The 15,640-nt window shown below is 69.9% G+C and carries 9 protein-coding genes; 6 read left to right on the top strand and 3 right to left on the bottom strand.

Features of this window, described 5'->3' with window-relative positions; genetic code table 11:
* The first annotated feature begins 53 nt into the window (after positions 1-53).
* The 4 genes from treY to menD are packed head-to-tail and all read left to right on the top strand — an operon-like array spanning position 54 to position 7,371.
* Positions 54-2,465, top strand: coding sequence for a malto-oligosyltrehalose synthase (gene treY / locus ACYVBN_RS07570; RefSeq protein ID WP_460599982.1), 2,412 nt, complete (start codon positions 54-56; stop codon positions 2,463-2,465).
* Positions 2,462-4,168: a malto-oligosyltrehalose trehalohydrolase gene (treZ, locus tag ACYVBN_RS07575; RefSeq protein WP_460599983.1), complete on the top strand. Its 1,707-nt coding sequence runs from the start codon at positions 2,462-2,464 to the stop codon at positions 4,166-4,168. Before treY ends, treZ begins: the two co-directional genes overlap by 4 nt.
* Positions 4,169-4,214: 46 nt before the next feature.
* Positions 4,215-5,561, top strand: a complete 1,347-nt coding sequence (locus tag ACYVBN_RS07580) for an MFS transporter (protein WP_460599984.1) — start codon at positions 4,215-4,217, stop codon at positions 5,559-5,561.
* A 43-nt stretch (positions 5,562-5,604) separates the two neighbouring features.
* A complete protein-coding gene (menD, locus tag ACYVBN_RS07585) occupies positions 5,605-7,371 on the top strand; it encodes a 2-succinyl-5-enolpyruvyl-6-hydroxy-3-cyclohexene-1-carboxylic-acid synthase (protein ID WP_460599985.1) in 1,767 nt (588 codons plus the stop codon).
* A gap of 181 nt (positions 7,372-7,552) precedes the next feature.
* Here menD and ACYVBN_RS07590 read toward each other — a convergent pair whose 3' ends face one another.
* Complete coding sequence (locus ACYVBN_RS07590) at positions 7,553-8,482, bottom strand: aldose 1-epimerase family protein (RefSeq protein WP_460599986.1); 930 nt, start codon at positions 8,480-8,482, stop codon at positions 7,553-7,555.
* Positions 8,475-10,112 carry an AMP-binding protein gene (locus ACYVBN_RS07595; RefSeq protein ID WP_460599987.1) on the bottom strand — a complete coding sequence of 546 codons (1,638 nt, stop codon included), beginning with the start codon at positions 10,110-10,112 and terminating at the stop codon, positions 8,475-8,477. Before ACYVBN_RS07595 ends, ACYVBN_RS07590 begins: the two co-directional genes overlap by 8 nt.
* A 159-nt stretch (positions 10,113-10,271) precedes the next feature.
* Here ACYVBN_RS07595 and ACYVBN_RS07600 point away from each other — a divergent pair, with 159 nt between their 5' ends.
* The gene (locus ACYVBN_RS07600; RefSeq protein WP_460599988.1) at positions 10,272-12,482 is read left to right on the top strand and encodes a helicase-associated domain-containing protein; all 2,211 of its coding nucleotides are present in this window, start codon (positions 10,272-10,274) and stop codon (positions 12,480-12,482) included.
* On the opposite strand, the gene ACYVBN_RS07605 is transcribed toward ACYVBN_RS07600, so the two are convergent.
* Complete coding sequence (locus ACYVBN_RS07605) at positions 12,470-13,303, bottom strand: TrmB family transcriptional regulator (RefSeq protein WP_460599989.1); 834 nt, start codon at positions 13,301-13,303, stop codon at positions 12,470-12,472. The two genes, ACYVBN_RS07600 and ACYVBN_RS07605, sit on opposite strands and share 13 nt — an antisense overlap.
* 153 nt (positions 13,304-13,456) lie before the next feature.
* Here ACYVBN_RS07605 and ACYVBN_RS07610 point away from each other — a divergent pair, with 153 nt between their 5' ends.
* On the top strand, positions 13,457-15,520 hold the full coding sequence (locus tag ACYVBN_RS07610) for a putative Ig domain-containing protein (RefSeq protein WP_460599990.1): 2,064 nt from the start codon (positions 13,457-13,459) through the stop codon (positions 15,518-15,520).
* The last annotated feature ends 120 nt before the right edge of the window (positions 15,521-15,640 follow it).

The following is a 15,640-nucleotide window of genomic DNA, read 5'->3' on the forward strand; positions in this document are numbered from 1 at the left end:
AAGGGCTCGTCCCTCGCTCCTCGGCCAACGAGGCGCACAGGCATGATGGGGCCATGGCTCGTGACGTCACCAGCACCTATCGACTGCAACTGCACGAAGGCTTCACCTTCACCGATGCAGCGGCGCAGCTGGACTACCTCGCCGCGCTGGGCATCTCCCACCTCTACCTCTCGCCCATCCTGCAGGCGGTGCCCGGCTCGATGCACGGGTATGACGTCGTCGACCACTCCCGGATCAGCGAAGAACTCGGTGGCCGGTCCGGCTTCGAGGAGCTGGTCACGGCGGCGCACAGCCGCGGTCTGGGCGTCGTGGTCGACGTGGTCCCCAACCACATGGCCATCCCCGCCCCGGAGTCGCAGAACGCCCAGCTGTGGCAGCTGTTGCGGGACGGCCGGGACGCGAGCACCTCCGACTGGTTCGACGTCGACTGGAAGGCCGGCGGCGGTCGCATCGGCCTGCCCGTGCTCGGCAAGCCGCTGGACGAAGTGCTCGCGGCCGGCGAGATCACCCTGGACCGGTCCGGTGCCGAGCCGATGCTGCGCTACTACGAGCACGCGTGGCCTCTCGCGCTCGGCACCGACAGCACCGACGATGTCGCGGATCTGCTGTGGCGCCAGCACTATCGGCTCGCGCACTGGCGTGCGAAGGACAGCGTGCTCAACTACCGCCGCTTCTTCGAGGTCGACACGCTCATCGCCATACGCGTGGAGGATCCGGCGGTGTTCGACGCCTCGCACGCGTTGCTGCTGGAGCTCAACCACGACGGCCTGATCGACGGTTTCCGGATCGATCACCCCGACGGCCTTGCCGACCCGGTCGGTTACCTGCAGCGGCTCACCGACAAGGCGGTCAAGGGCACGCCGATCTGGGTGGAGAAGATCCTGGAACCCGACGAGACGCTGCCGCGCAGCTGGAAGTGCTCGGGCACCACCGGGTATGACGCGCTGCGCGTCATACAGTCCGCGCTCGCCGACCCGGAGAGTGCCTCCACGTTGGCAGCGACGTGGGCTGCCACGGGCGGCGACCCGGACTACGGGCACGCGGTCGAGGTCGCCAAGCGGCAGGTGATCGCTCGCTCGCTGCAGCCGGAGGTGGAGCGGCTGACGCGGCGTGCCCGCGAGGCGCTGCCGGACCTGGCCGCCGACGCCCTACAGGCCGCCGTGGTCGAACTGCTCGTCGCCAGTGACGTCTACCGCGTCTACGTGCGCCCGGGACGCAAGCCGACGCAGGCGCAACGGGAGGATCTGCACGCCGCACACGACCGCGCCCTGCATGCACGCCCGGACCTGCAGGACGAGCTGGCCGCGTTGCTGCCACTGGCACTGCTCACCGACACGCGTCCTGCAGCCGTTGATTTCGGCGTGCGGTTGCAGCAGACGTGGGGGCCGGTGATGGCCAAGAGCATCGAGGACACCACCTTCTACCGCTGGGGCGAGTTCATCGCCATGAACGAGGTCGGCAGCGACCCGAGCCGGGTGGCCGGCTCGTCGGCGGACGAGCTGCACGACTGGGCGAAGAAGCAGCGCGGCGCTCGATCGGCCACCATGACCACGTTGTCCACGCACGACACCAAACGCAGCGAGGACGTGCGCGCCAGGTTGCTGGCGCTCGGCGGGGATCCTGAGGCGTGGCAGGCGATCTCGGCTGCGACCCGCACGGCAGCGAAGCAGGCCCGCGTGGACGGGCGCACGGCGCATTTCGTCTGGCAGACCCTGATCGGCGCCGGCGAGCTGTCGGACGAGCGGCTCACCGGCTACCTGCAGAAGGCGCTGCGGGAGGCATCCCTGAAGACGTCGTGGCTGGACGTCGACGAGGGCTACGAGCACCGCGTCATCGACTTCGCCCGCCGGCTCACCGACCAGGACGGGCCGGCGCGGGAGGCGATGGACGCTGCGGTGCGCGCGAACACCTTTGCCGTGCGGGCGATCGTGCTGGGCGCCAAGCTGCTCCAGCTGACCGTGCCCGGTGTTCCCGACACCTACCAGGGCACCGAGCTGGTCGACCTGTCACTGGTCGATCCGGACAACCGGCGTCCCGTCGATTTCGAGCACCGTGCCGAGCTGCTGACCGCAGACGACGGCACCGGCCTGGATGCCGACAAGCTCCACGTCGTCACCACGGCACTGCACATCCGGCGCGACCACCCCCGCTCGTTCGGTGCCGAATCGACATACCGCCCGGTGGTTTCGAGTTCCGAGCACCTGCTCGGCTTCAGCAGATCGGTGCAGCCGAGCCGGCTGACCGGCCCCATCGGGCGCAACGGGCGCGAGACGTTCGTGACACTGGCGACCCGCGCGCCGGCGCGCCTGGAGCGATCCGGTGGGTGGGCGGATGCGACCGTCGATCTGCCAGCCGGTGGCTGGCACGACCACATCTCGGGGGCGACGTTCACCAGCGACGGACGGCACCGTGTCGCCGAGGTGCTCGCCACCTGGCCCGTCGCGCTGCTGGAGCGGCAGTCATGAACGAGTTCGCGGTGTGGGCACCGAACGCCCATGACACGGTCGAGCTCGCGCTCGGCGACCGGCGGTTGCCGATGCGGCGTGACGGCCAGTGGTGGCGGCTGGCGGCCGAGGCGACACCGGGCCGGCGCTACGCCTTCCGACTCGACGGTGGTCCCGAACGGCCCGACCCGAGGTCGTTGGCGCAGCCCGACGGGCCGCACGGCCGGTCCGCGGTGGTCGATCTGGACGCGCACGACTGGCAGGACTCCGAGTGGCGCGGGCGAGCGTTGGACGGCGCGGTCGTCTATGAGCTGCACATCGGCACCTTCACGGCCGAGGGCACCTTCGACGCCGCCGTCGAGAAGCTCGATCACCTTGCGGCGCTGGGCGTTTCGTTGGTCGAGGTCATGCCGGTCGCCGCGTTCCCCGGCGATCGCGGCTGGGGGTACGACGGTGTTGCGCCGTACGCCGTGCACGAGGCGTATGGCGGCGCAGCCGCGTGTCAGCGGTTCGTCGACGCGTGCCACCAGCGCGGTCTCGGCGTGCTGCTGGACGTGGTCTACAACCACCTCGGACCGAGCGGCAACTACCTGCCGGAGTTCGGCCCCTACTTCACCGACCACTACTCCACGCCGTGGGGCACCGCGATCAACCTGGACGGTCGCGACAGCGACGAGGTGCGTGACTACTTCATCGACAACGCGCTGATGTGGTTGCGTGACTTCCACTTCGACGGTCTGCGCCTGGACGCGGTGCACGAGTTGCACGACGGCCGTGCCGAGCACTTCCTCGAGGAGCTCGCGCGGCGCACCGACGAGCTGTCGGCACAGCTCGGCCGGCCGCTCACGCTGATCGCGGAGTCCGACCGCAACGACCCCCGCACGGTCGCCCCCCGGGACGACCACGGTGCCGGACTGGGTCTGACCGGGCAGTGGTCGGACGACATACATCACGCCCTGCATGTGGTGTTCACCGGCGAAACGCAGGGCTATTACTCGGATTTCGCGGATCCCTCGGCACTCGAGAAGGTCCTGCGCACGCCGTTCTTCCACGACGGCACCTGGTCCAGCTTCCGCGGCCGACACCACGGCCGGCCGGTGGACCCGACCCGCACCCCGCCGTGGCGCTTCGTCGCATCGTTGCAGACCCACGACCAAGTGGGCAATCGCGCCACCGGAGAGCGCCTTTCGCAACTCGTCGGGCCGGGTCGACTGGCCGCCGCCGCAGCCGTCCTGCTGACCTCGCCCTACACACCGATGCTCTTCATGGGTGAGGAGTGGGGGGCGTCGACACCCTGGCAGTACTTCACCGACCACCAGGAGCGCGAACTCGCCCAGGCGGTCTCGGAGGGTCGGCGCCGGGAGTTCGCCGAGCACGGCTGGTCGGCGGACGTGCCTGACCCGCAAGCGGTTTCGACGTTCCGCGACTCAACGCTCGACTGGTCCGAGATCACCGAGGGCGACCACGCACGACTGCTGGAGTGGTATGCCGCCCTGCTGCGCCTGCGCCGGGTCTCCCCCGAGATCCTCACCGGCGCCGTCGAGGTGCATCGCAACGGCGCCACACTTCGGGTGCATCGCGGCGACCGCGTCGTGCTGGCCAATTTCGGCTCCTACGACACCGCGATGCCCGGCGAGGTCGTCCTCGGGTTCGGCGCGGTCACCGGCGGGGGTGCGGAGCCGGTCAGCGTCGGACCGGACTCGGTGGCGGTCCTGCGGACCTGACAGCGACCCGCCGGCCGGAAAATCGTGTGACGGTTGTCGGTGCGTCGTGGTCGACTGCACCGTGCCGAAAACCGCCTTCACCCGTGCTCGTTCCGGACTCGGTCAGCTGATCCCGCCGACCCCGCTGTCGCGCCGGCTGTCGCTGCAGTCCCTGCTCTTCGCGACCGGCGAGGGCACGTTCCTGACCGGCAGCGCCGTCTTCTTCACCCAGGTCGTCGGGCTGTCGGCGGCGCAGGTGGGGCTGGGACTGACCGTGGCCGGCGTCGTGTCCTTCCTGGTCGCCTACCCCGCGGGCCGGCTGGTCGACGTCCTCGGGCCCAAACGCATGTGGTCGGCCGGCGCCTTGCTGGCCGCGCTGATGTTCGGGCTGTGGCCGTTCATGAGCGGCTTCTCGGCATACCTGCTGATGGTGATCCTCTTCGAGATCATCGAGAACGCCGCGGGCGCCGGGCGCAACGCCTACATCCTCGACGTGATGCCGGAGCAGGAGCGCATCCGCACCCAGGCCTACATGTACTCCGCGCTCAACGTCGGCTTCACCCTCGGAGCGATCATCGGCGGTGTCGCGCTCGCCTTCGACAACCTCACGGTGCTGCGCTGGATGCCGTTGGTCACCCTGGCGATCGGCCTGCTCAACGCCTACTGGATCGCCCGCCTGCCGCGGGCATCACACGACGACCGGGCGGCCGCCCGCGACCGCAGGACCGCATCGGAGAAGATCCCCGGCAAGGGACCGCTGCACAACGTCGGCTGGATGGCGGTCAGCTTCTTCGGTGGGACGATGTGGACCAACCAGGTGTTGCTCAACGTCGTCATCCCGCTCTGGCTGGTCGAAGCCACCGACTCCCCGCACTGGTTGCTGGCCTGGCTCTTCGGCACCAACACGGTGATGTGCATCTTCCTGCCGGCTTACACCACCCGTGGCGTGCACACCCTGGCCGATGCGCTGAAGGCCGTGCGCTTCTCCGGAGCGTTCTTCGTGCTGTCCTGTCTGATCACGATGGTCACGCACAGCACGTCCGGTCTGCTCACCGTCACCCTCGTCTGGCTCGGTCACGTCACGGTCACCGGGGCCGAGCTGGCCATCTCCGCCAGCAGCTGGGCGTTCCAGGCGGAGCTGATGGACCCGCGCCGCCGCGGCGAATACGGCGGCGTTCAGGAGGTGTTCGCCACCCTGGGTGGCCGGTGGGCGCCTGCGGCATACACCTTCCTGGCGCTGAGCTGGCACGGCCCGGGGTGGCTGGTGATCGCCGCGATCGTGGTGCTGGCGACCGCCGGCCTGCACCCGGCGGTCCGCGCGGCCGAGGCGTTCCTGCAGCGGGAGGTGCCGGCCGACGTGCTCGCCCGCGACAGGAAGCCGCCGCAGGAGGAGGTCCTGGTCACCGCCGGCTGACCGGCGCACCACCCCCGCGCGCCTCAGCTCGTGGGCTGGGAGGATGGCGAGCGTGAATCCTTCCGCTGCGATCGCAACAGTGCTGCTCGACGAACTCATCCGCCAGGGCGTGCGCGAGGTCGTGCTGGCTCCCGGTTCGCGTTCGGCACCGCTGGCGTATGCCGCCGAAGCCGCCGAGCGCGCCGGGCGCGTGCGGCTGCACGTGCGGGTCGACGAGAGGTCCGCGGCATACCTCGCTCTCGGCCTGGCCAAGGCCTCCCGGATGCCGGTGCCGGTCATCACGACCAGCGGCACCGCGGTCGCCAACCTCCACCCGGCGGTCCTGGAGGCGGCGCACGGCTATGTCCCGATGATCCTGCTGACCGCCGACCGACCGCAGGAACTGCGCGGCACCGGCGCCAACCAGACCACCGACCAGGTCAAGATCTTCGGCGGGTCGACCCGCTGGTTCCACGAGTTCGGCACCCCGGAGCGGCGCGCGGGGCAGCAGGCCATCTGGCGGTCGGTGATCGGGCGTGCAGTCGCCGAGTCCCGCGGCTACCCCTCCGGCGACCCCGGTCCGGTGCACCTCAACGTTCCATTGCGGGAGCCGTTGGTCCCGGACGCGCTCGACGACACGGACACTGACAGCGACTGGCCCGAGAGCCTGGCCGGCCGTCCCCACGGTGAGGCGTGGCTGAGCCTGCGCCGGCCCGACTCGCACGGGCGTGGCGCCGTCACCGGCTCCGGCATCGCCCCCGTGCCGCGCACGCTGGTGCTGCTGGGCGACCTGCCCGCCACGCACCAGTCGTCGGAGCTCGCCGAGCTCGCGGACGCGGCCGGTTGGCCGATCATGGCCGAGCCGTTCGGGGCCTACCGCCGTGGCCGGGTGACGCCGAACGGCCCGCTGCTGCTACGTGCCCACGAGTGGATCGACGAGCATCTGCCCGAGCGGGTGCTCATCGGCGGCCGGGTGACCCTCGACCGCGACGTGGCGCGACTGTTGCAGAACCCGGCGATCACCGTCGAGGCGGTCACGCCGCTGACCTCGTGGGCCGACCCCGGGCACGTCGTCCGGCGCGTGCACGAATGGGACGACATCGAGCGCAGTCACCAGGCGGTCGCCTCCTGCGTCGACCGTGCCTGGGCGTCCCAATGGCGCACCGCCGGACAGGTCGTGGCTGCCGCCGCCGTGCCGCTGATCGAAGCGAGCTGGCCGAGCGGTCCGGCCGTCGCCCGCACCGTGGTGCACAACCTGCCCGCGGAGGCCGGGATGTATGTCGGATCCTCCAACACCGCACGAGACGTCGACCTGGCGCGCGACCCCCGGGAGATCACCCATGGCGTGATGGCCGTCGGCAATCGCGGCCTGGCCGGCATCGACGGCGTCATCTCCTCCGCCATCGGCTTCGCGCTGTCCCGAGCGCCGCACCCGGCGGTCGCGCTCGTCGGGGACCTGACCTTCCTGCACGACACCAATGCGCTGCTGATCGGGCCCCACGAACCGCGCCCGGACCTGACGATCGTGGTGATGAACGACAACGGCGGCGGCATCTTCGGCACCCTCGAACCGGGCCGGACCGAGCTGTCCCGGCCGTTCGAGCGGATCTTCGCCACACCCACCGACACCAACATCAGCGAGCTGTGCGCCGCGCACGGCATCGAGCACGAGTATGTCGGCGACCCCGACGTGCTGGCCGAACGGATCGCCAACCCGCGCAAGGGCATCCGGGTGTGCGAGGTCAGGATCTCCCGCGACGGGCAGCGAGAGCTGCGCGCCGAGCTGGCCGCGGCCGCTGCCGGTGCGCTGGCCCCGCAGCCCGCCGACTGATCGAGCGGACACACAACGCACCGAGCGGACACAACAATCGGCCTCCCAGGCCGCAATTTTCGTGTCCGCTCGGTCGTAAGGTGTCCGCTCGGCGGAGTGCGGTGTGTGCTCGGTGGAGTGCGGTGTGTGCTCGGTGGAGAGTGGTGTGCGCTCGGTGGAGTGGCGGGCGGAGTCAGCGGCGTCAGCCCCGGTGCGCGATGCCCCACTGGCCGGACCAACCGGCGCCGGGCTCCAGCACGACGAGCGCCTCACCGGTGGCGAAGGCACCCGCCGGGCAGCTCATCGGCTCCACGGCCACGCCGGTGTGCCGGGCCCGGGCCCCCGGCAGCGTGTCGCCGGTGAACACCTGGGTGTAACCGAAGGTGTCGGCCTGCGCCCACATCGTCGTGCTGCGCGCGGCTGTGCTGAGGGTGACCCGCCACCGGCCGTCGTCGCCGGCCGCCAAGCCGGTGAATGCGGTGTCGAGCACGGTCTGCCCGATGGGACGGGGACGGCGGAAGTCGTAGTCGGTGCCCTCGACCGGTCGGGTGCCGGTGGGCAGCAACTGGTCGTCGACCGTGAGGTAGTCGGTCGCCGGGACCGACAGCGTCAGCTCGTCGACCCCGTCCTCACCGACGGTCAGGTAGGGATGCGCCCCGAACCCGAACGGTGCGCGGACCGACCCGACGTTGGTGGCGCTCGGCGTCACGGCCAGGCCGTCGTCGCTCAGCTCGTAGCGGACCCGCAGGTCGAGGATCGTGTCCCAGCCCGGGCTGGGCATCAGCCGGAACCCCACGGTGAGAGCCGAATCCGTGGCGTCGATCAGCGACCACTGCTCCCAGCGGACCAGGCCGTGCATTGCGTTGTGCCGCGCCGGCTCGGTCAGCGGCAACTGCTGGTCCTTGCCGTCGAACGTGTAGGTGCCGTCCGCGATGCGGTTGGGCCACGGCATCAGCAGTTGCCCGCGGCCGGCGTCGGCCCTGGCGTCCAGCGGATAGCCGTGCAGCACCGGCCGGTCGCCGGCGTCATACGAGCGTATGCCGCCACCGACGCTCACGACGGTGAGCCGCTGCGCACCGTGCCGGATCTCCCACTGCTCGCCGGACGGCGGAATGCTCTGTTGTTCAGTCATCGGCAAGAATCTTACGGGCGGCCTCGCGCATCTCGACCTTGCGGATCTTGCCGGTGACGGTCATCGGGAACTCATCGGTCACATGCACGTAGCGCGGCACCTTGTAGTGCGCCAGGCGGCCCTCGCAGAAGTCGCGCACGGCGTCCGCGGTCAGAGGTTGCTCGCCGGAGCGCATGATGATCCAGGCCATCAACTCCTCGCCATACTTCTCGTCCGGCACCCCGATCACCTGCACGTCGGCGATCTGCGGGTGCGTGTAGAGGAACTCCTCGACCTCGCGCGGGTAGATGTTCTCCCCGCCGCGGATGACCAGGTCCTTGATGCGGCCGACGACGTTGACGTAGCCGTCGTCGTCCATCGTGGCGAGGTCACCGGTGTGCATCCAGCGCGCACCGTCGATCGCCTCGGCGGTCTTGTCGGGCTGCTCCCAATAGCCGAGCATCACGCTGTAGCCGCGGGTGCACAGCTCGCCGGTGGCGCCACGTGGCACCGTCAACCCCGTTGCCGGGTCGACGATCTTGACCTCGAGGTGCGGCATCACCCGGCCCGTCGTCTCGGTGCGGCGCGCCAGGGTGTCGTCGGTGCGGGTCATCGTCGAGACCGGCGACGTCTCGGTCATGCCGTAACAGATCGCGACCTCGCTCATGTTCATCTCCGCGATGACGCGTTTCATCACCTCCACCGGACACGGCGAGCCCGCCATGATGCCGGTGCGCAGCGTGCTGAGGTCGAAGCTGCGTTCACCCTGGTCCATCAGCGACAGCTCCGCGATGAACATCGTCGGGACGCCATACAGTGACGTGCAGCGTTCGGCCTCAACGGCTTTCAGCGTCGCACAGGCCTCGAACGACGGCGCCGGGATCACCATGCAGGCGCCGTGCGAGGTCGCCGCGAGGTTGCCCATCACCATCCCGAAGCAGTGGTAGAAGGGCACCGGCAGGCAGATGCGGTCCTGCTCGGTGTAGTCGACCAGTTCACCGACGAAGTAGCCGTTGTTGAGGATGTTGTGGTGCGAGAGCGTCGCGCCCTTCGGGAATCCGGTGGTGCCGGAGGTGTATTGGATGTTGATCGGGTTGTCGGCCGACAACCCCTCCGATCGTCGGGCCAACTCGTCGGCGGTCACCCGTGCCGCACCGGCCACCAGCACGTCCCACGACGGGTCACCGATGTAGACGACGTCCTGCAGGTCGCGACACTCGCCGCGCACCTCCTCCAGCATCGACCGGTAGTCGGAGGTCTTGTGCGACTGCGCGCTGACGATCATCCGCATGCCGGATTGCTTGACCACATAAGCCAACTCGTGCGAGCGGTAGGCCGGGTTGACGCACACCATGATCGCGCCGATGCGCGCAGTGGCGTATTGCACGAGGGTCCACTCGGGGCAGTTGGGCGACCAGATGCCGACCCGGTCGCCCTTGTCGATGCCGGCGGCCAGCAGGCCGCGGGCGACCTCGTCGACTGCCTCGTCGAACTCGGTGTAGGTCCACCGCCGGCCACTCGGCATGTCCACCATGGCGTCCCGGTCGCCGAACCGGGCGGCGGTACGGCGCAGGCTGTCGCCGATGGTGTCACCGAGCAGCGGCGCGTGCGAGGTGCCACTGGCGTATGACGGGTGGCTGCTGACGGACATCAGGGACCTCCTGCGGGCTGGCGACGTGTTGCCTCTCACAGTAGGTCAGACGACCGGGCCGCGGCACGGCGTTGCCGGAGGCGTTCCCACCACCGCCCGCCATACGACCGGCGCTCGTGCATCGCGATGCCGCGTCGGTCGAACGCCTATCCTTGGGCGGTGCCGAGATCCGCCCGCAGCTTCGCCGACGACATGCGCGCGCGCAGTGACGCGCAGTTGCATGCGCTGCTGGCCGCGCGGCCGGACCTGACCCGGCCGGCACCGGGTGACGTGACGTCGCTGGCCGCTCGCGCAGCAACCCGCGGCAGCGTGCAGCGTGCCCTCGACCGGTTGCCCGCCGACCGGCTCCGGGTGCTCGAAGCGGTCCTGGTAGCGGGGGCCGACGCGGCGCCCGCGCTCCTGGGCGCCACCAAACGCACGGTGCAGACGGCATGTCGTTCACTGTGGGACCAGGCGCTGCTGTGGCGCAGCCCGGAAGGTTATCGCCCGGCCCGTGCGGTCGGCGAGATCCTGAGCAGCCCGGCGCGACTCGGGCCACCGGCCCGTGAGCTCGGCGTCCCGGACCGCAGCGCGGCGGCGGCGGCGGCATACGCGCAGCTCAGCGACGGCGCGCGAGCGGCGATCGACCGGCTGCTTTGGCGGCATCCGCGGGCCGGCTTCGACGGGCCGTCGGCCGCCGGCGTGCTGGAGGAGCTGGTGTCCGCGGGACTGGTGGTCCGCACTGACGACGGGGGCGTCATCCCCCGGGAGACGGGGCTCGCACTGCGGGACGGACGCCTCTACCAGGACGGCATCACGCCGCCGTCACCCCCGACGCAGCGGCTGCTCGCCCACGACGTCGACGCCGCTGCGGCGGGCGCGGCGCTCGAACTGCTCTGGCGGGTGGAGACATTGCTGCGTTCATGGGAAGACGCTGCGCCGCGGGTGCTGCGGTCCGGCGGGCTGAGCGTGCGCGACCACCGCGCCGCCGCGACCGCGCTCGACGCCGATCTGCCGCTCGCCGCTTTCGTCATCGAGCTGGCGTATGCCGCCCGGCTCGTGGCCAGCAACGGCGACTTCGAACCCTGCTGGCTGCCGACCACCGCGTATGACGACTGGGCCGACAGCGACACCGCCTCACGATGGGAGACGCTGGCCACCGCGTGGCTGCGCACGACCCGCGCCCCCTCGCTCGCCGGCCGGTCGAACGACCAGGGGACGATCAACGTGCTCAGCGCGGAGGTCGGTTGGCCGGTGATGCGCAGTCGCCGACACGACGTGCTCTCCATCCTCGCCGGCGTCGATCGATCCGTCGCGGTGCCAACGGAATACGTCGATGCCATGCTGCATTGGCAGCGTCCGTTGCGACTGCCCGAGGGCGCCCCGACGCGCGCCGCGGACGTGCTGCGAGAGGCCGCCTGGCTCGGGGTCACCGGCCGTGGGGTGCTGTCGACACCGGGCCGCGCTCTGCTGGCGGGAGAGGACGCGGCAGCCGCGATGAGTGCCGCCATGCCGGCGCAGGTCGATCACCTGCTGCTGCAGGCGGACCTGACGGCGGTCGCACCCGGCCCGTTGACCGAGGAGCTGCAGGCACTCATGCAGGTGGCTGCCGATGTCGAATCCCGAGGCGGCGCAACCGTCTACCGTTTCACCGACAAGAGCATCCGGCGGGCGCTGGATGCCGGCCGGTCCGCGACCGACCTGGTCGAACAGCTGAGGGTCGCCAGTCCCACGCCGTTGCCGCAGCCGCTGGAATACCTCATCTCGGACGTGGCACGCCGGCACGGTCAGACGCGGGTCGGTACCGCGAGTTGCTATCTGCGTAACGACGACACGGCGATGCTCGACGCGATGACCAGCGATCGCAACCTCTCCGCCCTCCAGCTGCGCAAAATCGCACCATCGGTGGTGGTCTCACCCGCGCATCCGGCCACTGTGCTGGAAATGCTGCGCCAGCACGGTTATTCGCCGGTCGCCGAAGGTCAGGACGGGCAGGTCGTGCACGTCGGCGGCAGCCGCGCCCGTGCGGCGACACCCCGGGTGAGTGAACCGCCACGGCTCGACGCCGTCTCGGACGACCTGATCGACGACGTCATCGCCCACGTCCGCCGAGGCGAGGAGACAGCCGCCGGCAGGTCGTCGAACGGCTCCGGGCCGCGCATTCCATCGACCGATCCGACCGTGACACTGGCCATGCTGCAGGACGCCGCGGCCGAGGGGACCGAGGTGTGGATCGGCTACTCCGATCCCGGCGGCGTCCTGCACCGCACGCTCTTCCGTCCGCAGCGCGCGGACGGCGGACGGGTCACCGGCCTGGTCGGCGCAGGCCGCGAGCCACGCACCTTCTCCATCCACCGGATCACCGGCGTCGCTTCTGGTCAGACGTCGTAACCGGCGTCCCGTGCCACCTCGAGCACGGGTCGTCCGGTGGCCCACATCGCCTCGAACGCATAGGTCAGCGAGGTCGCGAGATCGGGATGTTCGACCAGCACATTGGTCGCCGTCAGGCCACCGGCCACCGGGTCGGTCAGCGAGAAGAGCGCGTGAGTCCCGTTGACCAGGCACAGTTTCATCGGGATCTTCTCGACGATGCGGCCCTGCTCCCCCGCCTCGGCGAACTGCTTGAGCGTCTCCACCGACTCGGCGGAGTCGAGCACCTCACGCTCGTAGCAACACCGCACGTCCCCGCCGGACTCGGCGATCCGCCGGGTCGCATCGAGGCCGGGACCGTTGTTGTCCACGACGTACGGCTTGCGAGTGAACAGCAACATCGACGTCGTCGCGCGGCTCTGCAGCTCCAGGAAGCGGGCCCCGAGACTCGCCGGGTCACGCAGGAACTCGACGAACGCCAGCGGGGTCTGCTCCCGCTGACCGCTGTGCCACAACCCGGACAGCTCCTCGGACACGTTGTCCGCGTTGAGCGCGAGCGAGCTGAAGCGCTGGCGGTGCTCGGCCACCAGCCCGGAGATGGCGATCCGGGGGTCGGTGGCGGCGAACGACACCACCTCCCCGCTCAGCGGTCGCGCCAGGCCTCGCTGGACCAACCCGTCGACGACGTCGTAGATCCGCTGCCGCGGGATGCGCGCGCCGCGCGCGAGCTCCACCGCTGTGGACGAATTGCGTTGCACCAGAACGGCATACGCCTTCGCTTCGTATGACGTGAGTCCGAGATCCCGCAGCACGCGGCAGATGTCGTCAAGGTCGGCTGACATGGAGACCATCCTCGGCCCGATCGCAGCTTTGACCAAACTCTTGACAGACCATTGCTGTTCCTTGACCCCGCGCTGGCGATGCTCCGGAGTAAGTTCCCGGTTGCCACCACCAACCAGTGGTGACAATCTGAATGTTACCTGAAAGGACACCAGATGTCGTCATCCACGCTGCGGCGCCCGCGGAGGAAAGCCGCCGGGGTCGCACTGTTCGGGATCGCCGCGGCACTACCGCTGGCGATGACCGGCGGCACGGCCTACGCTCACCCGGATCACGGGACGGCCGCGCGGCACGTTGCGCACGCTCGCTCCACGAAGGCGGCGACGCCGAGCCCCACCATGACCGGCACACCGATCAAGGCCTCGGTGGAGTCGGAACACGTGTGTTCCCAACGGGTTGCCAAGGGATGGGCCACCTGTTTCGCCATGAAACAGACCAACCCGGCGGAGCCGAACCGGATCGTTCCGCACGCCGTGACACCCAACGCGACACCGTCCGGATACGGGCCGAGCGACATCCAGTCGGCATACCACCTGCCGGCCGCCGGCGCCGGCACCACCGTGGCCATCGTCGACGCGTATGACGACCCCAACGCCGAGTCGGACCTGGCCGCCTACCGGCAGCAGTACGGCCTGCCGTCCTGCACCACGGCGAACGGCTGCTTCACCAAGATGAGCCAGAGCGGCTCCACGAACAGCTTCCCCACGGCCGACAGCGGTTGGGCCGGGGAGATCTCGCTCGACCTCGACGCGGTCAGCGCCGCCTGCCCGGCGTGCCACATCCTGCTGGTCGAGGCGAACTCCGCGAGCATGAACGACCTCGGTGCAGCGGTGAACCAGGCCGTCAACCAAGGCGCCAAGTACGTCTCGAACAGCTACGGCGGCAGCGAGGACAGCAGCATCACCAGCGCCGACACCTCGTACTTCAAGCACCCCGGCGTCTTCATCACGGCCAGCGCGGGCGACAGCGACTACGGTGCGGAATACCCGGCCACCTCGGCATACGTGACCGCCGTCGGCGGCACCTCCCTGTCCCGGAACAGCAACACCAGCCGCGGCTGGAGCGAATCCGTGTGGAAGACAAGCTCTTCGGAGGGCACTGGCTCCGGATGCTCGTCCTACGTGGCGAAGCCGTCCTTCCAGAGCGGGGTCAACACCGCGTGCAGCAAGCGCGCGGAGGCCGACGTGTCGATGGACGCCGACCCGGCCACCGGCCTGGCGGTCTACCAGACCTATGGCGGCAGCGGCTGGAGCGTGTATGGCGGCACCAGCCTCGCCTCCCCGCTGCTGGCCGCGACCGCCGCGCTTGCGGGTGCCGCGGGCAACTCCACCTACGGCAACGACCTGTCCTACTCGCACACCGGCGACTTCAACGACGTCACCAGCGGCAACAACGGCAGCTGCGGCACCGTGCTGTGCAACGCCGGCGTCGGCTGGGACGGCCCCACCGGCAACGGCACGCCGAACGGCGTGGCCGGCTTCGGTGCCGGCACCACCTCCGGTGTGTCCGTGACCAACCCGGGCAGTAAGAGCAGCCCGGTCAACACTGCGGCGTCGCTGCAGCTGGCCGCCAGCGGTGGCACTGCGCCATACAGTTGGAGCGCGAGCGGTCTGCCGACCGGCCTGTCGATCAACGGCTCCGGCCTGATCTCCGGCACGCCGACGGCGACGGGCACCTACACGGTCACCGCCACGGCGAAGGACTCGGCAGGTAAGACGGGGAGCACGACGTTCACCTGGACGATCACCGGCACCAGCGGCGGCTCGTGCTCCGGTCAGCTGGTCAAGAACTCCGGCTTCGAATCGGGGGCGGCCGGCTGGAGCGAGAGCAACAACCAGATCATCGGGCAGTGGGGCTCCTACGAGCCCACCCACGCCGGCTCGTATGACGCCTGGCTCGACGGCTACGGCCAGTCGCACACCGACACGCTGTCGCAGAGCATCGCGGTCCCGTCCGGTTGTCACGCCCAGCTGTCCTTCTACCTGCACGTCGACACCGACGAGTACGGTTCGACGCCGTACGACAAGCTGCAGGTGAAGGCCGGTTCGACGACGCTGGCGACCTACTCGAATGCGAACGCCGCGAGCGGCTACACCAAGCACGCGATCGACCTGTCGGCATACGCCGGCCAGACCGTGCAGCTCACCTTCACCGGCACGGAGGACGCCTCGCTGCAGACCTCCTTCGTGCTGGACGACGTGACGACAAACCTGTCGTGATGTCGTTGTCCTGAAACGCGATTCGGCCCGGTCGGCGTTCTGCCGACCGGGCCGGACTCGTCATCAGGCACTGATACCGGGCACCTCACCCGCGAAGTCGCGACCAATGCACACCGGATC

The sequence above is a fragment of the Flexivirga lutea genome, assembly GCF_054778955.1.

Bases quoted from the DNA above. Each gene is read 5' to 3' on its own strand.
- ACYVBN_RS07590 (WP_460599986.1), bottom strand. From the start codon at position 8,482: ATGACTGAACAACAGAGCATTCCGCCGTCCGGCGAGCAGTGGGAGATC.
- ACYVBN_RS07605 (WP_460599989.1), bottom strand. From the start codon at position 13,303: ATGTCAGCCGACCTTGACGACATCTGCCGCGTGCTGCGGGATCTCGGA.
- treZ (WP_460599983.1), top strand. From the start codon at position 2,462: ATGAACGAGTTCGCGGTGTGGGCACCGAACGCCCATGACACGGTCGAG.
- treY (WP_460599982.1), top strand. From the start codon at position 54: ATGGCTCGTGACGTCACCAGCACCTATCGACTGCAACTGCACGAAGGC.
- ACYVBN_RS07595 (WP_460599987.1), bottom strand. From the start codon at position 10,112: ATGTCCGTCAGCAGCCACCCGTCATACGCCAGTGGCACCTCGCACGCG.
- ACYVBN_RS07610 (WP_460599990.1), top strand. From the start codon at position 13,457: ATGTCGTCATCCACGCTGCGGCGCCCGCGGAGGAAAGCCGCCGGGGTC.
- menD (WP_460599985.1), top strand. From the start codon at position 5,605: ATGGCGAGCGTGAATCCTTCCGCTGCGATCGCAACAGTGCTGCTCGAC.